20 protein-coding genes and 1 pseudogene are annotated in these 21955 nt (G+C 69.1%); 11 read left to right on the top strand and 10 right to left on the bottom strand.

Annotation, left to right across the window (positions count from 1 at the left end):
* Positions 1–81 precede the first annotated feature (81 nt).
* Both IHE47_RS05580 and IHE47_RS05575 read right to left on the bottom strand, forming a co-directional pair.
* On the bottom strand, positions 82–285 hold the full coding sequence (locus IHE47_RS05580; protein WP_192104888.1) for a hypothetical protein: 204 nt from the start codon (positions 283–285) through the stop codon (positions 82–84).
* A gap of 75 nt (positions 286–360) precedes the next feature.
* Positions 361–1137 carry a SapC family protein gene (locus tag IHE47_RS05575; RefSeq protein WP_192104887.1) on the bottom strand — a complete coding sequence of 259 codons (777 nt, stop codon included), beginning with the start codon at positions 1135–1137 and terminating at the stop codon, positions 361–363.
* A gap of 250 nt (positions 1138–1387) precedes the next feature.
* Here IHE47_RS05575 and IHE47_RS05570 point away from each other — a divergent pair, with 250 nt between their 5' ends.
* The 4 genes from IHE47_RS05570 (at position 1388) to IHE47_RS05555 (ending at position 4663) form a co-directional block, all read left to right on the top strand.
* On the top strand, positions 1388–1987 hold the full coding sequence (locus IHE47_RS05570; RefSeq protein WP_192104886.1) for an HNH endonuclease: 600 nt from the start codon (positions 1388–1390) through the stop codon (positions 1985–1987).
* Between the two features lie 109 nt (positions 1988–2096).
* Positions 2097–3989, top strand: a complete 1893-nt coding sequence (gene dxs / locus IHE47_RS05565) for a 1-deoxy-D-xylulose-5-phosphate synthase (RefSeq protein ID WP_192104885.1) — start codon at positions 2097–2099, stop codon at positions 3987–3989.
* A 108-nt stretch (positions 3990–4097) separates the two neighbouring features.
* A complete protein-coding gene (locus IHE47_RS05560; protein WP_192104884.1) occupies positions 4098–4367 on the top strand; it encodes a YlcI/YnfO family protein in 270 nt (89 codons plus the stop codon).
* Positions 4364–4663: a type II toxin-antitoxin system RelE/ParE family toxin gene (locus IHE47_RS05555; protein WP_192104883.1), complete on the top strand. Its 300-nt coding sequence runs from the start codon at positions 4364–4366 to the stop codon at positions 4661–4663. The genes IHE47_RS05560 and IHE47_RS05555 overlap by 4 nt, the downstream gene beginning before the upstream one ends.
* Positions 4664–4675: 12 nt before the next feature.
* On the opposite strand, the gene prmC is transcribed toward IHE47_RS05555, so the two are convergent.
* From prmC to IHE47_RS05535, 4 genes are all read right to left on the bottom strand, one after another.
* On the bottom strand, positions 4676–5503 hold the full coding sequence (gene prmC, locus IHE47_RS05550; protein ID WP_192104882.1) for a peptide chain release factor N(5)-glutamine methyltransferase: 828 nt from the start codon (positions 5501–5503) through the stop codon (positions 4676–4678).
* Entirely contained in the window at positions 5496–9599 is a 4104-nt protein-coding gene (locus IHE47_RS05545) for a hypothetical protein (RefSeq protein WP_192104881.1), read from the bottom strand. Before IHE47_RS05545 ends, prmC begins: the two co-directional genes overlap by 8 nt.
* 73 nt (positions 9600–9672) lie before the next feature.
* Entirely contained in the window at positions 9673–10632 is a 960-nt protein-coding gene (locus IHE47_RS05540; RefSeq protein ID WP_192104880.1) for a hypothetical protein, read from the bottom strand.
* Between the two features lie 161 nt (positions 10633–10793).
* Complete coding sequence (locus IHE47_RS05535; protein WP_192104879.1) at positions 10794–13475, bottom strand: M1 family metallopeptidase; 2682 nt, start codon at positions 13473–13475, stop codon at positions 10794–10796.
* A 348-nt stretch (positions 13476–13823) separates the two neighbouring features.
* Here IHE47_RS05535 and IHE47_RS05530 point away from each other — a divergent pair, with 348 nt between their 5' ends.
* Positions 13824–14765, top strand: coding sequence for a LysR substrate-binding domain-containing protein (locus IHE47_RS05530; RefSeq protein ID WP_192104878.1), 942 nt, complete (start codon positions 13824–13826; stop codon positions 14763–14765).
* Between the two features lie 39 nt (positions 14766–14804).
* Positions 14805–15032 (top strand): annotated as a pseudogene (locus IHE47_RS05525) (transposase); the annotation flags it as partial.
* A 291-nt stretch (positions 15033–15323) separates the two neighbouring features.
* Here the strand turns inward: IHE47_RS05525 and IHE47_RS05520 are convergent.
* Positions 15324–15716: a helix-turn-helix domain-containing protein gene (locus IHE47_RS05520; protein WP_192104876.1), complete on the bottom strand. Its 393-nt coding sequence runs from the start codon at positions 15714–15716 to the stop codon at positions 15324–15326.
* An 11-nt stretch (positions 15717–15727) separates the two neighbouring features.
* On the bottom strand, positions 15728–16021 hold the full coding sequence (locus tag IHE47_RS05515; protein ID WP_192104875.1) for a type II toxin-antitoxin system HigB family toxin: 294 nt from the start codon (positions 16019–16021) through the stop codon (positions 15728–15730).
* A gap of 106 nt (positions 16022–16127) precedes the next feature.
* On the opposite strand from IHE47_RS05515, the gene IHE47_RS05510 reads away from it, so the two are divergent.
* Complete coding sequence (locus IHE47_RS05510; RefSeq protein WP_192104874.1) at positions 16128–16772, top strand: hypothetical protein; 645 nt, start codon at positions 16128–16130, stop codon at positions 16770–16772.
* Positions 16773–16859: 87 nt separating this feature from the next.
* Here the strand turns inward: IHE47_RS05510 and IHE47_RS05505 are convergent, their stop codons facing one another.
* Both IHE47_RS05505 and IHE47_RS05500 read right to left on the bottom strand, forming a co-directional pair.
* Positions 16860–17378, bottom strand: coding sequence for an adenine phosphoribosyltransferase (locus IHE47_RS05505; protein WP_192104873.1), 519 nt, complete (start codon positions 17376–17378; stop codon positions 16860–16862).
* Between the two features lie 14 nt (positions 17379–17392).
* Positions 17393–17671, bottom strand: coding sequence for a DUF2007 domain-containing protein (locus IHE47_RS05500; RefSeq protein ID WP_192104872.1), 279 nt, complete (start codon positions 17669–17671; stop codon positions 17393–17395).
* Between the two features lie 103 nt (positions 17672–17774).
* On the opposite strand from IHE47_RS05500, the gene IHE47_RS05495 reads away from it, so the two are divergent.
* The 4 genes from IHE47_RS05495 to IHE47_RS05480 all read left to right on the top strand — a co-directional run bounded on the left by IHE47_RS05495 (position 17775) and on the right by IHE47_RS05480 (position 21907).
* Entirely contained in the window at positions 17775–19523 is a 1749-nt protein-coding gene (locus IHE47_RS05495; RefSeq protein ID WP_192104871.1) for a glutamine--tRNA ligase/YqeY domain fusion protein, read from the top strand.
* A gap of 11 nt (positions 19524–19534) precedes the next feature.
* Positions 19535–20092: a nucleoside deaminase gene (locus IHE47_RS05490; protein WP_192105036.1), complete on the top strand. Its 558-nt coding sequence runs from the start codon at positions 19535–19537 to the stop codon at positions 20090–20092.
* Positions 20089–20808 carry a VTT domain-containing protein gene (locus IHE47_RS05485; RefSeq protein ID WP_192104870.1) on the top strand — a complete coding sequence of 240 codons (720 nt, stop codon included), beginning with the start codon at positions 20089–20091 and terminating at the stop codon, positions 20806–20808. Before IHE47_RS05490 ends, IHE47_RS05485 begins: the two co-directional genes overlap by 4 nt.
* A gap of 109 nt (positions 20809–20917) precedes the next feature.
* The gene (locus tag IHE47_RS05480) at positions 20918–21907 is read left to right on the top strand and encodes a YncE family protein (protein WP_192104869.1); all 990 of its coding nucleotides are present in this window, start codon (positions 20918–20920) and stop codon (positions 21905–21907) included.
* The last annotated feature ends 48 nt before the right edge of the window (positions 21908–21955 follow it).

Here is a 21955-nt window from a genome sequence, read left to right as displayed (position 1 = left end):
CATTTGATCTTCGCAATCAGGGACGATCGCAAAAGAATTGAAAAGTGCGGCCACGGATGGCCGCCCATTTGATCTTCGCAATCAAGGACGATCGCAAAAGAATTGAAAAGTGCGGCCACGGATGGCCGCCCGTTTGATCTTCGCAATCAGGGACGATCGCAAAAGAATTGAAAAGTGCGGCCACGGATGGCCGCCCGTTTGATCTTCGCGATCAGGGATGATCGCAAAAGAATCGCCAAAGCAAACGCCGCGACGGTCGCCCGTCGCGGCGTTTGCTTCAGGCACGCAAGGCGCCTGAAGGCCCCCTTGCTGTCCCGTCACCCCGGCACAGGCCGAAATGACGTGGCAAGAAGACCAGCCTCAGTTCCTGGAAGCACCCGCTTCGCCGTCCTCGCGCGAGCCCAGGCGCTGGCCCAGGCGGTCGAGGTTGTTCATCGAGATCAGGTGCGCGTAGATCCAGCCGAGGACGCCTTCACGCAGGAACTCCTGCGCGGTCTTCTCGTCGAGCTGGCGCAGCTTTTCCTCGTTGACCACGAACAGGCCGTTGAGGTTGATGACGTTGCCGCCCTGGCCGTCCGGCGAGTCCTTGCGCATGCTGATGTTGCGCTGCTCCAGCAGGTCGTGCTTGCGCAGCTGCTCCATGAACCAGCGGGTGCGCGCCACGTGCTGCTGGAACTCGCCGAGGAAACCCACGGCGCGGCTCAGCATCTCGGTGTCGCTGCCGTCCTCGTTGAACAGGCGGTCGCCTTCGTTGGCGTTGAAACCCTCGTAGCCTTCGTCGAGGAACACGGCGAAGTCGTCGCCTTCCTGGCCAGCCGGCTTCTCGGCCAGCACGAACGGATAGCGGCGCACGAAGGCCGGCACGTAGGCGCCCGGCAGCCACTGGCCGTTGGCATCCACGAACAGGTTTTCGTTCTGGCGCAGGCCCAGCAGGGCCACCGGGCCGGCGGAAGCGAGGTCGTTGCCGGCGAACACGATGGGCATGTCGCGCGTGGCCAGGGCGAACTCCACGCCGGTGAGCGGCACGGAATGGGCGTTCAGCGCGAATTTCATGTTCGGGATCGGCTTCAGGCGCAGATCCTTGTGTGCGGTACGGTTGAGCGGCACCGGGCGCTCGTAGAAAAGAACTTCAGCCACGTCATTACCTCTGCCCCGCCGTGCCGGGGTTGCCACCATCGGCCCCCCCTCCCAAACCCGGCGTCGGGTCTGCAAACGAACGATCACTATATCAGCGCCCGCGGCCGGCCGTGAATGCCCGCGGGGAGCTATCTGATTGAGCCAAGGGCCTATTTGCGTGCGTTTGCAACAAATTTTGTTCTATGCTCGGGTGCATCCGAACACCGTTGCATGATTGCCGCGCTCTTTCTCGTAAGGAAGGACGAACCGCATGCTGATGGAAGTCGCCAACCGGGCCGACCTGCATTCGACCCGCGTGCTGTCACTGGACGCCGCCGGCCGCATCCTGGACTGGATCAGCTGGCAGGATGCCGCGTGCCTGTACGTGCGCGACGCGGTGGCCTGGACGCTGGGCGACCCCTGCCTCACCGTGCACGGCGGCCACAACCGCGCCCTGGGCGTGCAGAGCCAGCTCGCCCTGCACCCCATCATCGCCAGCACCGGCCACTGCCACGAACACGCGGTCGACCCGGCCCCCGCGCTCACCAACAGCGCGCTGTTCGCCCGCGACCGCCACCTGTGCCTGTACTGCGGCGAGCACTTCAGCCGCGGCGAGCTGACCCGCGACCACGTGCAGCCGGTGTCCAGGGGCGGCCGCGACGAGTGGGAGAACGTGGTCAGCGCCTGCGTCGCCTGCAACCTCAGGAAGAGCAACCGCACCCCGCAGCAGGCCCACATGCCGCTGCTGGCTGTGCCCTACCGGCCCAGTTGGGTGGAACACCTGATCCTCTCCAACCGCAACATCCTGAGCGACCAGATGGACTTCCTGGTCAGCCACCTGCCGCGCGACCGGCGGCGGGCGATGGGTTGAGAGCCGGGATTCGGGATTCGGGATTCGGGAGCCTGCCACCTCGGACGGGCCACCGCGCCGCCAGACCGCCGCCCTTGCCCTGCCCCGCCGCCGGGCCAACAATAGGCGGATGAAAGATCCTGCACGCTATCCCCACCTGGCGGCCATCGAGTCGCCGGCTGACCTGCGCCGCGTCCCCGACGAGGAGCTGCCCGCCGTCGCCGACGAGCTGCGCCAGTACCTGATCGAGGCCGTGGCCAGCTCCGGCGGCCATTTCGGCGCGGGCCTGGGCGTGGTGGAACTCACCGTGGCGCTGCACCACGTGTTCGACACCCCCACCGACCGGCTGGTGTGGGACGTCGGCCACCAGTGCTACCCGCACAAGATCCTCACCGGCCGCCGCGACCGCATCACCACGATCAAGAAGAAGGACGGCCTCGCCCCGTTCCCGCGCCGCGAGGAAAGCGAGTACGACACCTTCGGCGTGGGCCATTCGTCCACCTCGATCTCGGCCGCGCTGGGCATGGCCATCGCCGCGCAGCGCAAGGGCGACCCGCGCAAGTTCGTGGCGGTGATCGGCGACGGCGCGATGACCGCCGGCATGGCGTTCGAGGCGCTCAACCACGGCGGCGACGTCGAGCCGGACATGCTGGTGGTGTTCAACGACAACGGCATGTCGATCAGCGAGAACGTGGGCGCGATGACCAAGATCATGTCGCGCGCGCTGGCCAGCCGCCGGCTCAACGCCATGCGCGAGCGCGCCAAGCGGGCGATCCCCAAGCAGTCCTTCGCCGGCCGCTTCTTCAAGCGCTGGGAGGAGCACGCCAAGGGCATGTTCGTGCCTTCGACGCTGTTCGAGGAACTGGGCTTCCACTACACCGGCCCGATCGACGGCCACAACATCCCGCAACTGCTGGCCGCGCTGCGCACGGTGAAGAACCTGCCCGGCCCGCAGCTGCTGCACGTGGTCACCACCAAGGGCAAGGGCTACGCGCCCGCCGAGCAGGCGCAGATCGAATACCACGCCGTCGGCCCGTTCGACCCCGAGGCGGGCCTGGTCAAGAAGAACGCGCCGGCCAGGCCCAGCTACACCGACATCTTCAGCGACTGGCTGTGCGACCAGGCCGCCGCCGACGAGCGCCTGCTGGGCATCACGCCCGCGATGCGCGAAGGTTCCGGCCTGGTGCGCTTCTCCAGGGAATACCCCGAGCGCTACTTCGACGTGGCGATCGCCGAACAGCACGCGGTGACGCTGGCCGCTGGCATGGCCTGCGAAGGCGCCAAGCCGGTGGTGGCGATCTACTCCACCTTCCTGCAGCGCGCCTACGACCAGGCCATCCACGACGTGGCGCTGCAGAACCTCGACGTCACCTTCGCCATCGACCGCGCCGGCGTGGTCGGCCCTGACGGCGCCACGCACGCGGGCAGCTTCGACCTCAGCTTCCTGCGCTGCCTGCCCAACATGGTGATCATGGCGCCGGCGGACGAGAACGAGTGCCGCATGATGCTCAGCACCGGCTTCCAGTACGCCGGCCCCGCCGCGGTCCGCTACCCGCGCGGCACCGGCCCGGGCATCGCCATCCGCCCGGAGCTCGACACGCTGCCCATCGGCAAGGCCGAACTGCGCCGCCGCGGCCACGGCCTCGCCCTGCTGAGCTTCGGCGCGATGCTTTCCCCGGCCACGGAAATCGCCGCGGAACTGGACGCCACCCTGGTCAACATGCGCTTCGTGAAGCCGCTGGACGAAGCGCTGGTCGTGGAACTCGCCCGGACCCACGACGCCTTCGTCACGCTGGAAGACAACGCCGTCGCCGGCGGCGCCGGCAGCGCGGTGGCCGAATGCCTGGCCGCCCACGGCATCGTCAAGCCCGTCCTGCACCTCGGCCTGCCGGACGCTTACCTGGAACACGGCAGCCGCGAGGAAGTGCTGAGCATGGCCGGCCTCGACCTGCCCGGCATCCGCCGCGCGATCCATGCGCGGTTTCCGCAGGCGGTCGGAGCGAGCGTCGCCAGCGCAGGTTGACGTCACAGAGATAGGCCGAGGCTTTTTCGGGCGATGCATCGTCGTGACCCCTTCGTCGCGTGCACGTGCTAGGCTTTGCATTGCAAATGCAACGCAAAAGGTGCCGCCATGAAAACCGCATCCATGCCGTCGCTCCGGGTCGACCCGGTCTTGCGCAAGGCAGCCGAATCCGTGCTGCGTGAAGGCGAAAGCCTGTCAGGCTTCATGGAACAGTCGCTGCGCGACGAAGTGAATCGCCGCCAGCAGCAACGCGAATTCATTGCGCGCGGCATCGCATCGCGGGACGAGGCGTATCGGACAGGTACGTACTTTGAAGCCGACGCGGTACACGCCGAATTGCGCGGCATGCTGGCCAAGGCGCGCAAGGCCAGGCGGTGAACTGGCGGGTCCGCTACACGAAAGCGGCGCGCGAGGATCTATTGCGTCTTTACGGTTTCCTGCTGGAACAGGATGTGGACGCAGCGCAGCGGGCACTGGATGCCATCGAGAAAGGGATCGACCTGCTTCGATCATTCCCCTTCACCTGCCGCAAGGCTGACCCGGACAATCCATTCCTGCGCGAACTATTGGTGTCGTTCGGCGCATCGGGCTATGTGGCCCTGTACGAGATCGGGAACGGCGACACCGTCACCCTCCTCGCCATTCGCCATCAACGCGAAGACGACTACCACTGAAGCGGGCCGGGTTCATGCCGTCCACATCCCGCCACTCACCCGATCGCGCGCCTCCAGGTCCCGTGCGGTGAACACTTCGGCATAGCCCGCCGCATCCAGCAGCGCGCGCGCGGCGTCGCCCTGGTTCCAGCCGTGCTCGAACAGCAGCCAGCCGCCGGGTTCGAGATGCGCGCGCGCAGCGGCGACGATGCGGCGGATGTCGTCGAGGCCGTCGAGGCCGGAAGCCAGCGCCGAGGCCGGCTCGAAACGCAGGTCGCCTTGTGCGAGATGCGGATCGGCCGCCTCGATGTAGGGCGGGTTGGAAACGACCAGCGCGAAGCGCTCGCCCGCCAACGGCGCCAGCCAGTCGCCTTCGACGAAGCGCACGTTGGCGATGCCGAGCCGCCGCGCATTGCGTTGCGCCACCGCCAGCGCGGCGGCGCTGGCGTCCGTGGCGACGACTTGCGCGTGCGGCCGCTCGCTGGCGATCGCCAACGCGACCGCTCCGCTGCCCGTGCCGAGGTCGGCCACGCGTGCCGCCGCATCGCCCGGCAGGCGCTGCAATGCCAGCTCCACCAGCGTCTCGGTTTCCGGACGCGGGATCAGGGTGGCCGGCGTCACCTCCAGGTCCAGCGTCCAGAAGCCGCGCCTGCCGGTGAGATAAGCCACCGGCTCGCCCGCCGCGCGCCTTTCGACCAGGGCGTCGAAAGCCGTCTGGACGTCCGGATCCAGCGCATCGCAGGCATGCGCGAACAGCCAGCCGCGCGATTGGCCCAGCACGTGCAGCAGCAAGGCCTCGGCATCGACGCGCTCGCCGAGACGCAGCGCCGCCGCGGCCAGCGCCGCGCGTAGCTCAGCCATGCGGCGCCTCCTCCGGCAAGGGCGGCTGTGCGGGAGGATCCTTCCCGACATCGCGACGACGCCAGTAGCCGCCGTGCGTCCATGCGGCGAATGCCCACTGCAACCAGCCGATCAGCGCGAAGGCCAGCCACAGCGCCCAGGCCAGCATGGCCAGCTTGTAGAACCACAGCGACACGCTGACCACGCCGCCGGCAGGCAGGACGCCGCTGCCCTGGTCGGCGAACCAGCGCAATTGCCAGGCCTCGGAGCCGTTGCCGGCGACGTGCATGTCCGGTACGCCGAGCAGGCCCTTGGGCACGGCGGCGACCAGCACGGCCAGCGCCAGCGCGGTGAGCAGGGCAAGGCCGAGTTGCGCGAGGTTGAAGCGCGTCGCGGGCAGCCGTTCCGCGGGTGTCCAGCGCGCGCGCAACCCGGTCAGGACCAGCCACGCCACCACCAGCGCGAACGCGCCCCACGCGAAGGCGGAGAAGCCCAGGCCCAGCAGCAGCCAATGGCGGAAGCGCAGCGGCGTGGGCGCGTGGCGGGCGAGCAGCCAGGCGACGAGCAGCAGCACCGCCAGTTGCGACCAGTACATCACCGCCGGCCCGGTGGTCGGCCCCCGGGTCCACAGCACCCAGCGGTCCTGCGGCAGGTCGAGCTCGCTGGCGATGTTCGCCGCCGGCGCATCCAGCGCGAACGACGATGTGCCGAGGCGCGTGGCGACGCCGTGCGGTTCGCGCAGCCGCAGGCTGTAGGTGTGCGCGCCGGGCAGCAGCGGCAGGCCGAGCTTGCCGTTGCGCACGGCGAGGTTCAGCGCCTCGCCGTCGCGGCTGGCCTCCAGCAGTTCCGCGCCCGCCGGCAGGCCGATCGCGTGCTCGCCGCCGCGCGTGCTGCGCGCCGCGAGCGTGAGCGTGGTTTCCGTGCTGTGTTCGCCTACGCGGCTCTGCACGCCCACGCCGTCGAAGGCGAGGCTGCCGCCATCGGCGGCGACCGGCTGGCTGAAGCCGAGCTGCAGGGTTTCGCCGGGCAACGGCTGGAAACGCAAGCCCGTATCGCTGGCGCTGGTCGGCACCCCTTGCGCATCGACGTGCCACATCGGCGCGGCGACGATTTCCCAGACTTCGGCGCGCTCGCCCAGCGCCGGCGCCGCGAGCGCCAGCCTGGCCGCGTGATCCAGCCGGCTCGTCCAGCGCACGACGTTGCTGCCCGCATTGAAGGTGACGTCGATGCGGCCGTCCTTGACCAGTGCGCCATCGCCTTGCGGATGCTCGCCGGCCAGCAGCGGCAGGGCGAGGCTGAAACCGCCTTCCGCCGGCGCGATGCGTTGCACCGTGTTCTCCACCTGCCAGTCCACGCCCAGCAGCAGGCGCCGGGTCAGCCGCACATAGGGCGGGAAGTCCTGCGCGACGGCCGCCGGCTCGCCGTTGCCGGCAACGCGCTCGCGCTGCAGCGCGAGGCTGTCGCCCAGCATGCGCCCGCCGTCCACGCCGTCCAGCGACCAGCCCTGGCCATCGAACGCCACCCGTTGCGGACGCAGCGCGAAGCGCAGGCTGGCGCTGTCCGCCGCGCCGATGCGGTAATGCAGGCCGATCCGGTGCACGCCACGCTCCAGGCGCAGCAGCGCGCCATCGCCGTCGCGCACCAGCGCGGCAGGATGGCCGTCCACGCTGGCGTCGAGCAGTTGCAGCGCGTCGTCGGGATGCGGCAACGGCAAGGCCACGGTGGCGCCCGCGTCCACGTCCAGCGCCAGGTCCAAGGCATCGCCGCCGGCCTGCAGTTGCGCCTGTGCCACGCTGGCGCAGGCGGGCGCGCATTTCGGCGCCTCGGTGAGACGGTCCTTCAACGCACTCAGCATGTCCTGGTCGGGCAGGTTCTGTGCATGCGACACCGACGGCAGCAACGCCATGGCAAGCAGCAGCGCGCCGGTCGCGCTGACGCCGCGTGCGATCGGCCTTGACATGCGCCACGGGCGCAAGCGGGAGAGCAGCTTCGCCAGCAGCGCCGCCAGCAGGGCGACCATCGCCACGCGCAGCAGGCGCACCAGCCAGCGCGGCGCGATCAGCAGGCGCGTGGTCTGTTCCGCGCCGACCGGGCCGGACCAGCCGAGTTCGTAGTTGTTGCCCTGGTCCCAGCTCGGCGTGCCCGCACCGGCCTGGATCATGCTGCGACTGTCGAAATCGGTGGGGCCCGGGCTCGGCATGGCCGAAGCGGTCACCACCATGGAAGAAAGCACCATGCGAGGCGCCGGGGCCGCCTGCTCGGCTGGCGCCTGCATTTCTGAAGGCGGGGCCGGCGGCGCTGGTGGCGGGGGCGGGGGCGCCACCGGCGCGGGAGCGGCCGCCGCCTGCGGCTCCACTTCCTGCTTCAGATTCTGACGCGACAGCGCATCGGCAAATTCCACCTGCGCGAACGATCCGCCTTCCAGCTGCGGATGCAGTGCGTACTGCAATTGCCGCGCCGCGAACGGCAGGCTCCACAGCGCCGCCAGCGCCAGCATCGCGGCCGCCGCCGCATGCACGGCGACGCGCAGTCGGCCGTCCGGCAGGGCGCGCATCAGCAGTGCCAGCAGCAGCATCGCGGCCAGCGTCCACAACGGCGCGCCTTCCTCATGGCGGCCCAGCGCGAGATACAGCGCCGCGAGCAACGCCCAGCGCCAGCCGAGCAGGCGACCGGCCAGCAAGGCGACCAGCGCGAGCACGAACAGGTCGAGCAGGCTCCATTGCGCCACCCACGTCTCCGGCGCGCGATCCGCGCCGGGGGCGGCGATCAGGCGATAGCCGAAGGGCAGGTGCAGGGTGGCGTCGATGCCCTCCAGCGGCAGTTGCCAGCCGGATGCGGGAATCGCGCCGCCGTGTCCGGCCAGGCGCAGGCCGGCATCCAGGTCGAGCTTGCGCGTGCGCAGCTCGACGCCGCTGCGGCCGTCGCCGCCCTTGCTGACCAGCAGCGGCGTGTCGCCTTCGCTGGCGCGCTGCAGTTGCCACGGCGCGGTGACATCCAGCCGCTGGTGCAGGCGCAGGTCGCCGCTGAGATGGTCGGCCACGCGCAGGCCGCGGCCGTCGAAGTCCAGCCACAGCTCGCGTTGCAGGTGGATCTGGTCGCCCTTGCCGCCTTCGTCGCCGCGCGTGCCGGCGGCGATGGCGAGCCCGGCGCCGTTGTCCAGCGCGAACGCGGGCAAGTCGCTCCAGTCGTCGGGCACGCCGGCTTGCGCGGCGTCGACGCCCTGCCCTTCCGCGCGGCTGCCGCGGAATGCGGGATCGTCCCGGTAGCTCCATGTCTCCTGCCGCGGCCACGGCTCGGCCGGCAGTTTCAGCGCCACCTGCTGCAACGGCGCGGTGGCGCGCGCGTCCAGCGTCAGGACCCAGTGCCCCGGCCGCAACTGCAGGCGCAGGCGGCCATCGCTTTCCAGCCGTGCCGGCAAGTCGCCGTCGAGCGCGGTGGCGACGAAGCCCGTGGGCAAGGCCGGGCCAAGCACGACTTCGCGCGCGCTGCCGGCCACGTCCAGTTGCAGCCGCGTCTGCAGCGTGGCGGGCAGGCCGTCGGCGAGTTCGCGGTAGACGCGCAACGACAAGGCATCCGCGGCGCGCTGCGCGGCGGCGGCCTCGCCCAACGTGAGCTCGTCGCCGTTGCGTTCGACGCGCGATACCGCCGCGCCATCCAGGCTCAGCGCGACCAGGCCGATTTCCGCCGGCACGCGCAGGCGCGCGGGCCGCTCCGACCACGGCAGCGTGCCGCGCAGCTGATAGTCGCCGGGAGTCAGCCACAGCATCGGGCGGCCGCCGTGCTGCAACACCACGGCGGCCTGGTTGTTCGACGTCACCGACTGCGGCCAGGCGTGCCCGTCGCCCGGCAACGCCACCCAGCCCGGTGCGTCCACGTGCACGTCGAGGCTGAAGCGCGCGCCGTCCTTGCCGGCATCCAGGGCCAGGCGGCCGGGCCAGGCGCAGCGGTAGCTGTCCGTATCCGGCGACCGGTTGGCGAGGAAGGGACAGGCGTGTTGCGGCACGTCGTGCAGCACCCAGTCCTGCCAGTCGCGCAGCGGCGGCGGCACGTCCTGCGCCTGCAATGGCGCAGCCACCAGCAAGCCAAGCCCCAGGCATCCGATCAGTCGAGCGAGCATTCCCATCTCCCTGTGCCCCCATGGCCGGCACAGTGTAAGGGCCTGTCCGTGATCCCAGGAATTGCGCCGGCGACTATTCGGATATGGCCAGCACGCAGTCGTCGGCGCCGAAGCTGCGGCAGCAGACAGGGAAGATCGACAAGCCTTGCGGCGCGATGGCGGGTGCCAGCAGGCCTTCCAGGAAGCCACCGTAGAAGCTGCAACCGGAATGGCCGTCTTCCGCGCACAGCGGGCTGTGGCGTATGTGCAACTGGCCGTCCTGCAGGTCGACTTCCGCAATGGCCCGCAGGGCCGGTCCGCCGATGGCGGCGAGCGCGGCGGCCAGCGGCTGCCTGCCGTCGCGCGCATGCTCGCGCGCGTGCAGCCACGCGCCGACGCGCAGCCCGGCCAGCCGCAGCGACGACTCGCGCGCGCCGGCGGCCACCTTGCGGTCCAGCGCCAGCAGGTTGGGCACGATGCGCGGGTAGTCGTACTCCAGCGAGGCCAGCGCCTTGTCCACCGCGGCCACGTCGGCTTCCAGCACCTCCGCTTCCACGAAGGGCGCGGGCGGCGGCTCCGCCGGCGCGGGCGCCGGCGCGGGCGCGGGCGCGGGCCGGTGCACCACGATGAATTCCTCGAACGATTCCGCGGGCGCGGGCACCGGCGCCTGCACGGGTGCCTTGGCGGGCGGCGGCGCGGGAGCGGCCTCGACGATTTCCTCGACCACTTCCTCGACGGGTTCGGGTTCGGGCGCGGGCGGCGGCACGTAGTTGGACACGGTCGTGTTGGTGGCGGCGAAATGCCCGCGCTGCACACCTTCCACGACGCCATGCAATTCGAAGCTGACGAGGCGGTCGCACGACGCCAGCGCCCCGCGCAACGCGCGCTTCTTGAACCATGAGCCGCGCACGACCATGGACAGCAGGGTTCCGTGCGGATCCTGTACCAGCCGCTGCCGCACCAGGGTGTAGCCACAAGTGCCGGCCAGCCGACCGACCTCGATGAGCAGGCCCTCGCGTTGCAACGCGAGCGCCTGGATTTCCAGCTCGATCATGCGTCCCCCTGTAGACGATGTCGGTGGGTTGAATGGACGGCCATGCTACGACAAGGGCCACGGCAATGGTCGCATCGCATGGATGCATACCCCTGCGGCGACGCGGAAAACGACCAGCCCCGCCATGGCGGGGCTGGTCGTTTTCCCGGGCGTAGAGCCGGTCAGCGCGTGATCGAGGCCGGATCCTGCCTGGCGGTCAATGCCGCGCACAGCTCGATGGACTCGGTGGTCTGCGCCAGGCCGCGCGAGATGCCCGCGGCATCGTTCATGCGCGACCCGAAGAACGACTGCAGGCGCTGCGCCTCCTTTTGGGAGCAACCGCCGCCACCCGCCAGCATCGGCAGGAAGCCGCCGGCGAAGCTGCCGGTGCGCGCGAGGATCTGCGCATAGTGGCCGTCGAACCACGTCCACGTCGCGTCGCGCTGGGCCTGCGTGTCGCGGCCCGAACGCAACAGCGAGGCCATCTCGCCCACCTTCACCGGCTTGCTGATCGCGAAGTCGCGCACCTGCTCGGCCAGGGCCGGATCCTCGACGCTGGCGAGGCCGCCGAGGATGCCGTTGCGCAGCGCGGGATCGCTGGTCTGCGGCAACTCGGCGACCAGCGCGTCCACCGCGACCTTGCCCTGCGTCTGCACCGCCACGCCCAGCGCGTCGCCTAGCAGGTCGGGGTTGGCGGCGGTGAGGTTCAGGCGGCCGTCGGCGTTCTTCTGCAGTGCGGCCTCGCCCTGCTTGAGCAGTTCCGCGCGCGCCTCCGGCAGCTTGAAGTCGAGACCCAGCGCCCCGGCCAGCGTGCTGCGCAGCAGGGCGTCGTCGTCCGATTCGCCGGCCTTGCGCTGGTAGCCCAGCGCCTCGAGCCTGGGCAGGTAGGCGGCCTTCACCCAGTCGGCGATGCGTGCGCGTTGCGCGTCGGTCTTCGCCACGTGGTGGTAGATCCACTCGAGCTGGCCCAGCGGCGCGGTGGCCACCTGGCTGGTTCTGGACGCGGTGAGCGGCTTGAGCGCGGCCAGCACCTGGCCGGCATCGAGGTCGCCATGCTGGAAGCTGGCGTTGATCGCATCGGCATAGGCCAGTTGCTCGGTGTCGCCAAGGCTGGCGACCTGCCTGGCCAGCGCGTCCAGCTCGCCCTTGCCGAGGCTGAAGCGGTAGTAGCCGGCGGCGTTCGCGTTCGGCATCACCCAGGTCGGGTTGCTGGCGCCGGGCAAGGCCACCGAACCGGTGGCCTTGTCGAGCATCTCGCAGGCCACCTTGCTGCCGTCGGCAGTGCCGTAGCGCACGCACACCGGGATGCCCCAGGTGCGCTGGCTGTCGCCATGGCTGCCCAGCGGCAGGTAGCGGCTCTGCTTCAGCGTGAGCACGGTCTGGCCGTTCTTCTGCTCCAGCGCGGTCTGCACGTAGGGCACGCCGGACTGGTCGAGGAAGCTCTTGAACGCGTGCTTGAAACCGTCGCCCTTGCCTGCGGCGGTGGCGATGGCGTCGACCAGGTCGTCCGCATTCGCATTGCCGAACTTGTGCGCCTCGATGTAGGCGTGCATGCCCTTCTGGAAGGTCTGCTCGCCCACGTAGTTCTCGAACATGCCGATCACCGAGGCACCCTTCTGGTAGGTGATGCCGTCGAAGGCGGTCATGATGTCGCCGTTGCCGGTGATCGGCTGGCGGATCCTGCGCGCGCTGACCAGGCTGTCGTTGGCCATCGCGCCCTGCGCGCCGCGCACGCGGTCGAGGTCGGCGCGGTATTCGGGGTGGACTTCCTCGGTGACCTTCTCCTGCATCCAGGTGGCGAAGGCTTCGTTGAGCCAGATGTCGTTCCACCAGGCCAGCGTCACGGTGTCGCCGGTCCACTGGTGGGCCAGTTCGTGCGCGGTGACGTTGAAGGAGCCGCGCACGTTGCGCGCCGGCGAATCCTTGTCGAGCAGCAGCAGCCAGTCGCGGAAGGTGACCAGGCCCGCGTTCTCCATCGCGCCGGCGGAGAAATCGGGCGCGGCGAGCACGTCCAGCTTGTCCCACGGGTAACCGAAGCCGTAGTAGTTCTCCAGCGCACGGATGATGCTCGGCGTTTCGGAGATCACGTGGCTCATGCGATGCGCCTCGCCGGCGGCCGCGATGCCGCGCAGCGGCAGCGGCTTGCTGCGGTAGGCGTCGGGCGGGATTTCCGCGGTGGGCGTGATGTCCCACGGGCCCACGGCAAAGGCCACCAGGTAGGTCGGCAACGGCAGGGTCTGCGCGAAGGTCACCGTCTTCCAGCCCTTGCCGGCGGGCTTCTCGCTCACTTGCTGCGTGTTCGCCACCGCGACTTGGTTGTCGGGCAGGGTGATCGAGATGTCGAACGGCGTCTTGAAGCCCGGCTCGTCGAAGCCGGGGAAGGCGAAGCGCGCGCTGATCGGCTCCATCTGCGTCATCGCATAGGGCTGGCCCTTGGCACTGACCTTGTAGAGCCCCTGCAACTGCGCGTTGAGCGGCGCGCTGTAGTCGAACTGCAGCGTGATCTCGCCGGCCGGCAGCGTGCTGCCGAAGTCCACGCGCACCACGCCGGCCCTGGGATCGGCTTCGACGTACTTCGCGTCATGCGCCTTGCCCGCGGCGTCGGTCACCGTCACCTTCGACACCTTCAGCTCGGCGCCGTCCAGCCACACGTGGTCGGAGGCCTGGGTGAGCTTCACCTTGATCGTGGTGGTGCCGGAGAAATCGGTCTGCGCCGGATCCACCTTGAAGGCGATCCGGTAGGACTGCGGCACCGCCCACGCCGGCAAGCGGCCCGATGGCACCTGGTCGGCGGAAGCGGCGAAGGCCATGCCGCAGCCGGCGGCCAGCGCAGTGAGCAGGAGAGGACGGACGAGACGGCGCATGGCGGTTCCCCATGGAGTGAAGGCAAACGCTCACGCTAGGCCCGGCATGACTTTCCACACAGTGCCATAAGGCATGCGGAGACTCCGATTTTGCCCGTCATCCCAGCACGGTGCTTTTCAACAGCCGAAGGCTGGTCAAGCCGGACAAGCGCTTCGCGCGCGGAACGCCCGGAGGGTAGCCCGGAAGGGGCGAGCCTTCGGCTGTTCAACGCTCGCATGGCTCGCTTTTGTCCGGCTTTCGCCGGAATGACGAGCAAAAAGCCGGTTAGCCAGACCTTCCTCGGTTTGCACCGACCAACCCAATGGCTACCATGCCTTTTCATAGCCACCACCTATGACGAGCCCGCCATGAACCTGCGCGACCTGCACTACCTCGTGGCGCTCGCCGAACAGCGCCATTTCGGCCGCGCGGCGGAAGCCTGCTTCGTCAGCCAGCCCACGTTGTCCACGCAGATCAAGAAGCTGGAGGAGGAACTCGGCGTGGCGCTGGTGGAGCGCACTCCGCGCAAGGTGCTGCTCACCGACGTGGGCCGCGAGATCGCCGCGCGCGCACGCGACGTGCTCAACGAGGTGGAGCAGATCAAGGGCATCGCGCGGCGCACGCTGGACCCGGAATCCGGCACGGTGCGGCTGGGCATCTTCCCCACCCTCGGCCCCTACCTGCTGCCGCACGTGGTGCCGCGGGTGCGCGAACGCTTCCCGCGGCTGGAACTGCTGCTGGTGGAGGAGAAGACCGAGGAAGTGCTGCGCCGCCTGCGCGAAGGCCGGCTCGACGCCGGCATCCTCGCCCTGCCCGTGCACGACGAAAGCCTGCACGCCGAATTCCTGTTCGAGGAACCGTTCCTGCTCGCCGTGCCGCAATCGCATCCGCTGGCGAAGCGCGGCTCGCTGAAACTGGCCGACCTCGGCGAGCAGAGCCTGCTGCTGCTGGAGGACGGCCACTGCCTGCGCGACCAGGCGCTGGAAGTCTGCCAGCTCGCCGGCGCGGGCGAGAAGAGCGGCTTCCGCGCCACCAGCCTGGAAACCCTGCGCCAGATGGTGGCCGCCGAAGTCGGCATCACCCTGCTGCCCACGCTCGCGGTGAAGCCGCCGGTGGCGCAGGCCCCGAACGTGCGGCTGATCGAGTTCCGCGGCAGCCACCCGCCCAGCCGGCGCATCGCGATGCTGTGGCGCAAGAGTTCAGCGATGGGCGGTTTTCTCAAGCAGCTTGCTGGCGTGTTCCGGGAGTTGCCGAAGGGATTGCTGGATACGCGGGATGTGGTGGTGAGTAGAGTGAAGCGGCCTGCGTAGATGTGATGGTTTAATTCACTCTGGATCGAATTTTTGCAGAGCGCTATCGATGCGCGTACGGCACGCGGCAAGGGCTACGCCATGAGTTTGAAGGTGCGTAAACGCATCGAGCAGTGCTTCGGCTGGGCCAAGACCGTCGGTGATTTGCGCAAGTTGCCGTTGGTCGGGATGGCTAAGGTCAGCGCATGGGTGCACTGGAACTTCGCGGCCTACAACCTGATCCGGCTGGGCGGTATCGGCGAGTGGTGGAATCCCTCGCCGACCTGAGGAAACGTGCGTCCGGGGGGCGCCATTACCGGGGGTTTTCGATCAACAAAATCGATCGATCGGCTTGGCGATAGGGGTTTCTCAACAGCCTGCTAACGAATGGGAGCATGCGACAGCCTATTCAGGGGACTCCATCAATCTGCCTGTCATTGGTCGCTTTCGAATAGATTCCATATTGCCATCGCAATCCGGCCGGCATGATTGGGCAGTTATCACCCCCGATAATGGGACGAGAATGGGGCTAGGTTCTTCCAAATAGGAATAGCTCCAGAGTCGCCCGCTTCACCAATATCACGCAGCTACCCGCTCATCATCAGCCTGCCGCAGCCGGTAAGGGCGGATCAGCACCTCAGCGGGCAGCTTCAAGCCGTCGGACAGCTTGCGGATCATGTCCAACGTGAGAGGGCGAATGCGGTTCATGATGTCCGACACCCGTCCACGCGGCCCGATGTAGGGTTCCAGATCCTTGCGCGTCAAGCCGCGCGCTTCCATGACGTGCCCCAGAAAATCAATGGGGTCGGGATCGACCATCGGGAAGTGCTCGCGCTCGTATTGCTCGATCAACAGGGTCAGCACATCCAGTCGGTCGGCGGCCGGCGATTTGGCGGGGGCATCCCACAGGCGTTCCACCCCGGCCAGCGCTGCCCGATAGTCTTTCTTGGTGCGAATCAGCTTGAGTTCCATGTTGGACTCCTTCAAATCGTCTCGACATCGATCTTGTCGTACTGGCGATGCGTGCCCACGAAGCGCACGTACATCAGCCCTTTGTCGTAACGCACCGCCACCACCAGGCGGTAGTCGTTCCCTTTGATGTTGAACACGACCCGGTTGTTCCCGGTGAAGCTGGCGTTTCCGTAGGCAGCCTTGACGTCTGCCGGCGTCTTCCAGACAGCACGGCTTGCCAAGGCGTACCACGATCGCAGCGGCGTTTCAGCAGCAGGATGCGACACCCAGAACGTCCGCAAGGTGGAAAGGGCGATGATGCGCATGAATCACTCTAACGCGATACCGGGATGGTAGCAACAAGACGTCGGGTTCGATTCAGCTACGCTCCCGCGATCACCCACGTTTCACCATATCAAGGCTACCCACCGAATGCGCCGCGACCGGCCCTCCCCCTGGCTCATCGTTGCCCTGCTGCTGGCGCTCTGGGGCGGCTGGTCGTGGTGGCACACGCGGCCATTGCACCCGGGCCCGGGCGAACTGGCGCCGGACGATCCGGTGCAGACGGCGCTGGATGCGCCGATGGAGCCCATCCGCTTCGGCGACTTCACGCTCACCCCGCGCGCGAAGTTCAGCCTCGTGGCGCGCGTGCTGTCCACCGAGAACTACCATGCCGACGCCGGCGCGGCGCTGGTGCCGGAGGACTTCGCGTTCGGCTGGGGCCGCATGTCCGACAGCGCCGTGCTGAAGGACATCGACATCTCGCAATCCGGCCGCTTCTACTACTGGCACGTGCAGGAGTTCCCGATACCGCGCCGCGAAATCGAGACGCACAGCGCCAACATGCACCTGATCCCCGCCGATGCCGGCGTGCGCCGCGAACTGGCGCGCGTGCGCGTGGGCCAGGTGGTGGCGCTGGATGGCTTCCTCGTGGATGCCGACCGTGCGGGCGGCTGGCATTGGCGCACGTCGATGACGCGGGACGACACGGGCGCCGGCGCCTGCGAGTTGTTCTATGTCACCGCGGTCGACCTGCCTGCGGGACAAGCCGACCCGGCCCCGCCCGGTCCGCAATAGTCATCCGAGCGCGTCGGCAAGTGTTGCCGATGCCTGTTTCCGACATGGAGGAACGGATCGGCGAACGCGATCCGGCGGCGATCGCGATCAGTATCGCAACAGGGCGTGCAACGGCCGGTCGCCGCTCCAGCGCGCGCGGCCGCGCAGCGCCTCCAGCTCGATGAGCACCGACGCGCCCACCACTTCGCCGCCGCAGCGCGCCACCAGCGCCTGCGCCGCGGCGAGCGTGCCGCCGGTGGCCAGCACGTCGTCCGCCAGCAGCACGCGGGTGCCCGGCGCGATCGCGTCGCTGCGCGCCTCCAGCCGGTCGCTGCCGTATTCCAGTTGATAGTCCACCGCCAGCACCGGCGGCGGCAGCTTGCCCGGCTTGCGCAGCGGCACGAAGCCCGCACCCAACGCCTGCGCCAGCGCAGCGCCGAAGATGAAGCCACGCGCCTCGATGCCACACACCGCCTGCACCCCGGCATCGCGCCACGGCGCGGCCAGCGCGGCGATGCAGTCGGCGAAGCCCTGCGCGTCGGCCAGCAGCGGCGTGACGTCGCGGAACAGCACGCCGGGCCCAGGGAAGTCCGGCACGGCGCGGATCAAGGCGGCGAACGGGGGCATCGCGCCTTCCACGGTCAGCAAGGCACGCCCACCGGCAGGCCGGGATCGTCGTCCCATTCGCGCAACGCCTCGCGCGCCTCGGCCAGCTGCGCCTCGACTTCGCGCACGATGCCTTCGGCGGCTTCCGCGCCGGAGTCGGGCACCATCACCGCAAGGTAGTCCAGCGCCGGCAACTGGCCCACGCCGCCGGTGAGGTATTCGCCGGCGATGAAGGCGGGGATCTGCGCGTGTTCCAGCGCATCCTTCACCAGGTGCGCATCGAACAGGTTTTCGGCCCGGTAGACGGTATGCATGGCTGCACGCTAGCCCCGCCATGCGTCCACGGCAAGCCTGCGACTGCCGCCGGGGACAAGGTAAACTTCGGGGGATTCCCTTGCCAGACCACGAGACCGTTGCATGTCGAGCACGCCCAGCCCTGCCGAGTCCGCCCTTGCCGCCAGCGACGGCCCGCGCGACTTCATCCGCCAGATCGTGCGCGAGGACCTGGGCTCGGGCAAGCACGCCGGCATCCATACGCGGTTCCCGCCGGAGCCTAACGGCTACCTGCACATCGGCCACGCCAAGGCGATCTGCCTCAGCTTCGGCATCGCGCGCGAGTTCGGCGGCTGGTGCAACCTGCGGCTGGACGACACCAACCCCGGCAAGGAAGACCCGGAGTTCGTGCAGGGCATCAAGGACGACGTGCGCTGGCTGGGCTTCGAATGGCACGACCTGCGCCACGCCTCGGACTACTTCGATGTGTTCTACCGCGCCGCGCTCAAGCTGATCGCGGACGGCCTGGCCTACGTGGACGACCTCAGCGCCGACGAGATGCGCGAGTACCGCGGCACGCTGACCGCGCCCGGCCGCAACTCGCCGTACCGCGAGCGCAGCGTCGCGGAGAACCTCGACCTGTTCCAGCGCATGCGCGCGGGCGAGTTCGCGGACGGCAGCCGCACGCTGCGCGCGAAGATCGACATGGCCGCGGGCAACATCAACCTGCGCGACCCGGCGCTGTACCGCATCCGCAAAGTGACGCACCAGAACACCGGCGACGCGTGGCCGATCTACCCGATGTACGACTTCGCGCACGCGCTGTCCGACGCGATGGAAGGCATCACGCATTCGCTGTGCACGCTGGAGTTCGAGGACCACCGCCCGCTGTACGACTGGTGCGTGGACAAGGTGGACCTGCCGAACCACCCCGGGCTGTGGCAATCGGTGGTCGCCGCCGGCATCGAGGCGAAGCCCGCCAAGCCGCGCCAGATCGAGTTCTCGCGCCTCAACCTCAGCTACTGCATCACCAGCAAGCGCAAGCTCGCGCAGCTGGTCGCCGAGGGCTTCGTCGACGGCTGGGACGACCCGCGCATGAATACCCTGCGCGGCATGCGCCGCCGCGGTTTCACGCCGGCCGGCCTGCGCCTGCTGATCGAGCGCGTGGGTATCTCCAAGCAGAACAGCGTGATCGACTACGCCATCCTCGAGAACTGCATCCGCGAGGACCTCGACGCCAGCGCGCCGCGCCGCCTGGCCGTGCTCGACCCGCTCAAGCTGGTCATCACCAACCTGCCGGATAGCCACGCGGAAACGCTGGCTTTCCCGAACCATCCGAAGGACGACAGCTTCGGCACGCGCGAGGTGCCGTTCGCGCGCGAGCTGTGGATCGAGCGCGAGGACTTCGCCGAAGTGCCGCCCAAGGGCTGGAAGCGCCTGGTGCCCGGCGGCGAGGTGCGCCTGCGCGGCGTGGGCATCGTGAAGTGCGAAGACGTGCTGAAGGACGCCGCCGGCAACATCACCGAACTGCGCTGCACGCTGGACCCCGAATCGCGCGCCGGCCTGCCCGGCGCCGACCGCAAGGTGAAGGGCACCATCCACTGGGTCAGCGCGCCGCACGCGATGGCTGCCGAAGTGCGCGTGTACGACCGCCTGTTCAACGTGGCCGCGCCGGATGCCGAGGACGACGGCCAGCCGTGGACCTCGCACATCAATCCCGAAGCCAAGCGCGTGGTGCAGGGCTGGATCGAACCCGCCGCCGCGCAAGCCGAGCCCGAGCAGCGCTACCAGTTCGAGCGGCTGGGCTACTTCGTGGCGGATCGCGTGGAACATCGCGCCGAGTCGCCGGTGTTCAACCGCGTGGTGACCCTGCGCGACACCTGGGCGAAGTGAGGCCCGCGATGCTGCTGCCGATGCAGATCCACCTAACCCTGCCGCCGTGGATCAACGAAGTGGTCGACGGCACGCACCGCTACGTCGGCGACGATGAGCGCGTAGGCCTCGCCATCGCGCTGGCCCGCCGCAACATCGAGCACGGCGAGGGTGGCCCGTTCGGCGCGGCGGTGTTCGACGCCGAAGGCCGCGTGGTGTCGGTGGGCGTGAACCGCGTGGTGCCGCAGACCTGCTCGGTGGCGCACGCCGAGATGATGGCCTACATGAGCGCGCAGCAGCGCCTCGCCAGCTTCCGCATCAACGCCAACGGTGGCCGCTATGCGCTGGCCACCAGCGCGCAGCCCTGCTGCCAGTGCTTCGGCGCCACCGTATGGGCCGGCATCGACGAACTGCTGATCGGCGCGCGCGCCGAGGACGTGGAGGAACTTACCGAGTTCGACGAAGGCCCGCTGCCCGCCGACTGGGCCGGCGAGCTGGAGCGCCGCGGCATCGGCGTGCGCCGCGACATCCGGCGCGACGAAGCGCGCGACGTCCTCGCCGTCTACGGCGCCCGCGGCGCATCGTATTGAAACGCCTGCGCGCCGCGTTGCCGCTGATCCTGCTGCTGCTCGCCGGGGTCACGCTGTATGCCTCCGGCGCGCTGGACCGCTTCAATCCGCAGCACCTGGTCGCGCACCAGCACCAGATCCGCATGCACATCGCCGAGCATCCGTGGCTGAGCCGCTTGACCTACATCGGCCTGCTCACGCTGGGCATGGCCACCGGCATCCCCGGCACCATCGTCATCATCCTCGCCGGCGGCTATGCGTTCGGTGTGGTGGACGGCACGCTGTGCTCGTCGGCGGGCCTCACGCTGGGCACGCTGATCCTGTACCTGGCCAGCCGCTACGCCTTCGGCACGGGCAGCAAGCATCCGCCGGCCATCGTCGCGAAACTGCACCACGGCTTCGAGCGCCACCCGGTGAGCTACACGCTGTTCCTGCGCTTCGTGCCGGTGATGCCGTTCGGCGCCGTCACCGTGGGCCTGGCCTGGCTGCGCTGCCCGCTGTGGCTGTTCCTCGGCGCCAGCTGGCTGGGCGGCACCGTGTCGCTGGTGTTCGAATCCTCGATCGGCGCCGGGCTGGGCGATGCGCTGGACCAGGACGGCGCGCTCAATGCCGGCCTGCTGATGCATGCCTCGGTGCTGCTGCCGATGGGCGCGCTCGCCGTGCTGGCGCTGCTGCCGCTGCTGATCGGCCGCCTCACCCGGCACCGGCGCCAGGCGCCACCGGACCGGCAGGGCTGAGTACCTGTTCGCTATCTCCACGTGGAGATAGCGAACAGGTGCCGGGCAGCCACAGCGTTCGCTAATCACCCGGCGGCATGCTTGGCGCATCCCACTGCCGGAACCCGCCATGAAATCCACCGCCCTGCTGCTGTTCCTCGCCATCGGCGCCGCCACGACGGCCCAGGCCGCCACGCCGGACTACGCCGTGCTGCAACGCCACCCGCTGGGCGGCAGCGGCGGCTGGGACTACCTCACCATCGACCCGGCCGCGCACCACCTGCTGATCGCGCGCACCGACCGCGTGATGGTGGTGGACACGCAGGACGGCAAGCTGGCCGGCGAGATCGCCGGCATGCAGCACATCCACGGCATCGCACTGGTGCAGAAGGCGCGGCGCGGCTACGTGAGCGACGGCACCGCCAACAGCGTGCACGTGATCGACCTCGACGGCCTGAAGAACCTGCGCGACATCCCGATCGGCGGCAAGGGACCCGATGCCATCGTGTTCGACCCGGCCAGCGGCCACGTGCTGACCATGAACGGCCACAGCGGCGACGCCAGCGTGATCGATCCGGCCAGCAACAAGGCCATCGCCGAGATCGCCCTGCCCGGCCGCCCCGAGTTCGCGGTCAGCGACGGCCACGGCCACGTGTACGCCAACATCGAGGACAAGAGCGAGCTGGCGCGCATCGACACCCGGACGGACAAGGTCGATGCCGTGTGGAAGCTCGCGCCCTGCGACTCGCCCAGCGGCCTGGCCATCGACACGCAATCCCGCCGGCTGTTCTCGGTCTGCGACAACAAGCTCATGGTGGTCACCGACGCCGACGACGGCCACCAGGTCGCCACCGCGGCGATCGGCGACGGTCCGGATGCCGCCCGCTTCGACCCTGCCACCGGGCTGGTCTACAGCTCCAACCACGATGGCACGCTGACCATCGTGCATGAGGACGACGCCAACCACTACAGCGTGGTGGCGAACGTACCCACCCAGGCCGGCGCCCGCACCATGGCGCTGGACCAGGCCACCCACCGCATCTGGCTGGTCGCCGCGGCTCCTGCACCACGCCATGCCCAGGTGAAGGATTTCACCGCGCTGGTGGTCGGTTCGCACTGAAGCTCCGCGATCACGCCGGACCGCGGGAACCATGCGTGCGGCCGCCGA

The organism is Rhodanobacter sp. DHB23 (assembly GCF_014842975.1).
Lineage (GTDB): Bacteria > Pseudomonadota > Gammaproteobacteria > Xanthomonadales > Rhodanobacteraceae > Rhodanobacter_A.
Note: the sequence above shows the minus strand (reverse complement) of the source record. Positions and strands in the feature narration are given on the sequence as shown.

Coding starts and splice junctions, on each gene's coding strand:
- IHE47_RS05570 (WP_192104886.1), top strand. CDS start 1,388: ATGCTGATGGAAGTCGCCAACCGGGCCGACCTGCATTCGACCCGCGTG.
- dxs (WP_192104885.1), top strand. CDS start 2,097: ATGAAAGATCCTGCACGCTATCCCCACCTGGCGGCCATCGAGTCGCCG.
- IHE47_RS05560 (WP_192104884.1), top strand. CDS start 4,098: ATGAAAACCGCATCCATGCCGTCGCTCCGGGTCGACCCGGTCTTGCGC.
- prmC (WP_192104882.1), bottom strand. CDS start 5,503: ATGGCTGAGCTACGCGCGGCGCTGGCCGCGGCGGCGCTGCGTCTCGGC.
- IHE47_RS05545 (WP_192104881.1), bottom strand. CDS start 9,599: ATGCTCGCTCGACTGATCGGATGCCTGGGGCTTGGCTTGCTGGTGGCT.
- IHE47_RS05540 (WP_192104880.1), bottom strand. CDS start 10,632: ATGATCGAGCTGGAAATCCAGGCGCTCGCGTTGCAACGCGAGGGCCTG.
- IHE47_RS05535 (WP_192104879.1), bottom strand. CDS start 13,475: ATGCGCCGTCTCGTCCGTCCTCTCCTGCTCACTGCGCTGGCCGCCGGC.
- IHE47_RS05530 (WP_192104878.1), top strand. CDS start 13,824: ATGAACCTGCGCGACCTGCACTACCTCGTGGCGCTCGCCGAACAGCGC.
- IHE47_RS05520 (WP_192104876.1), bottom strand. CDS start 15,716: ATGGAACTCAAGCTGATTCGCACCAAGAAAGACTATCGGGCAGCGCTG.
- IHE47_RS05515 (WP_192104875.1), bottom strand. CDS start 16,021: ATGCGCATCATCGCCCTTTCCACCTTGCGGACGTTCTGGGTGTCGCAT.
- IHE47_RS05510 (WP_192104874.1), top strand. CDS start 16,128: ATGCGCCGCGACCGGCCCTCCCCCTGGCTCATCGTTGCCCTGCTGCTG.
- IHE47_RS05505 (WP_192104873.1), bottom strand. CDS start 17,378: ATGCCCCCGTTCGCCGCCTTGATCCGCGCCGTGCCGGACTTCCCTGGG.
- IHE47_RS05500 (WP_192104872.1), bottom strand. CDS start 17,671: ATGCATACCGTCTACCGGGCCGAAAACCTGTTCGATGCGCACCTGGTG.
- IHE47_RS05495 (WP_192104871.1), top strand. CDS start 17,775: ATGTCGAGCACGCCCAGCCCTGCCGAGTCCGCCCTTGCCGCCAGCGAC.
- IHE47_RS05480 (WP_192104869.1), top strand. CDS start 20,918: ATGAAATCCACCGCCCTGCTGCTGTTCCTCGCCATCGGCGCCGCCACG.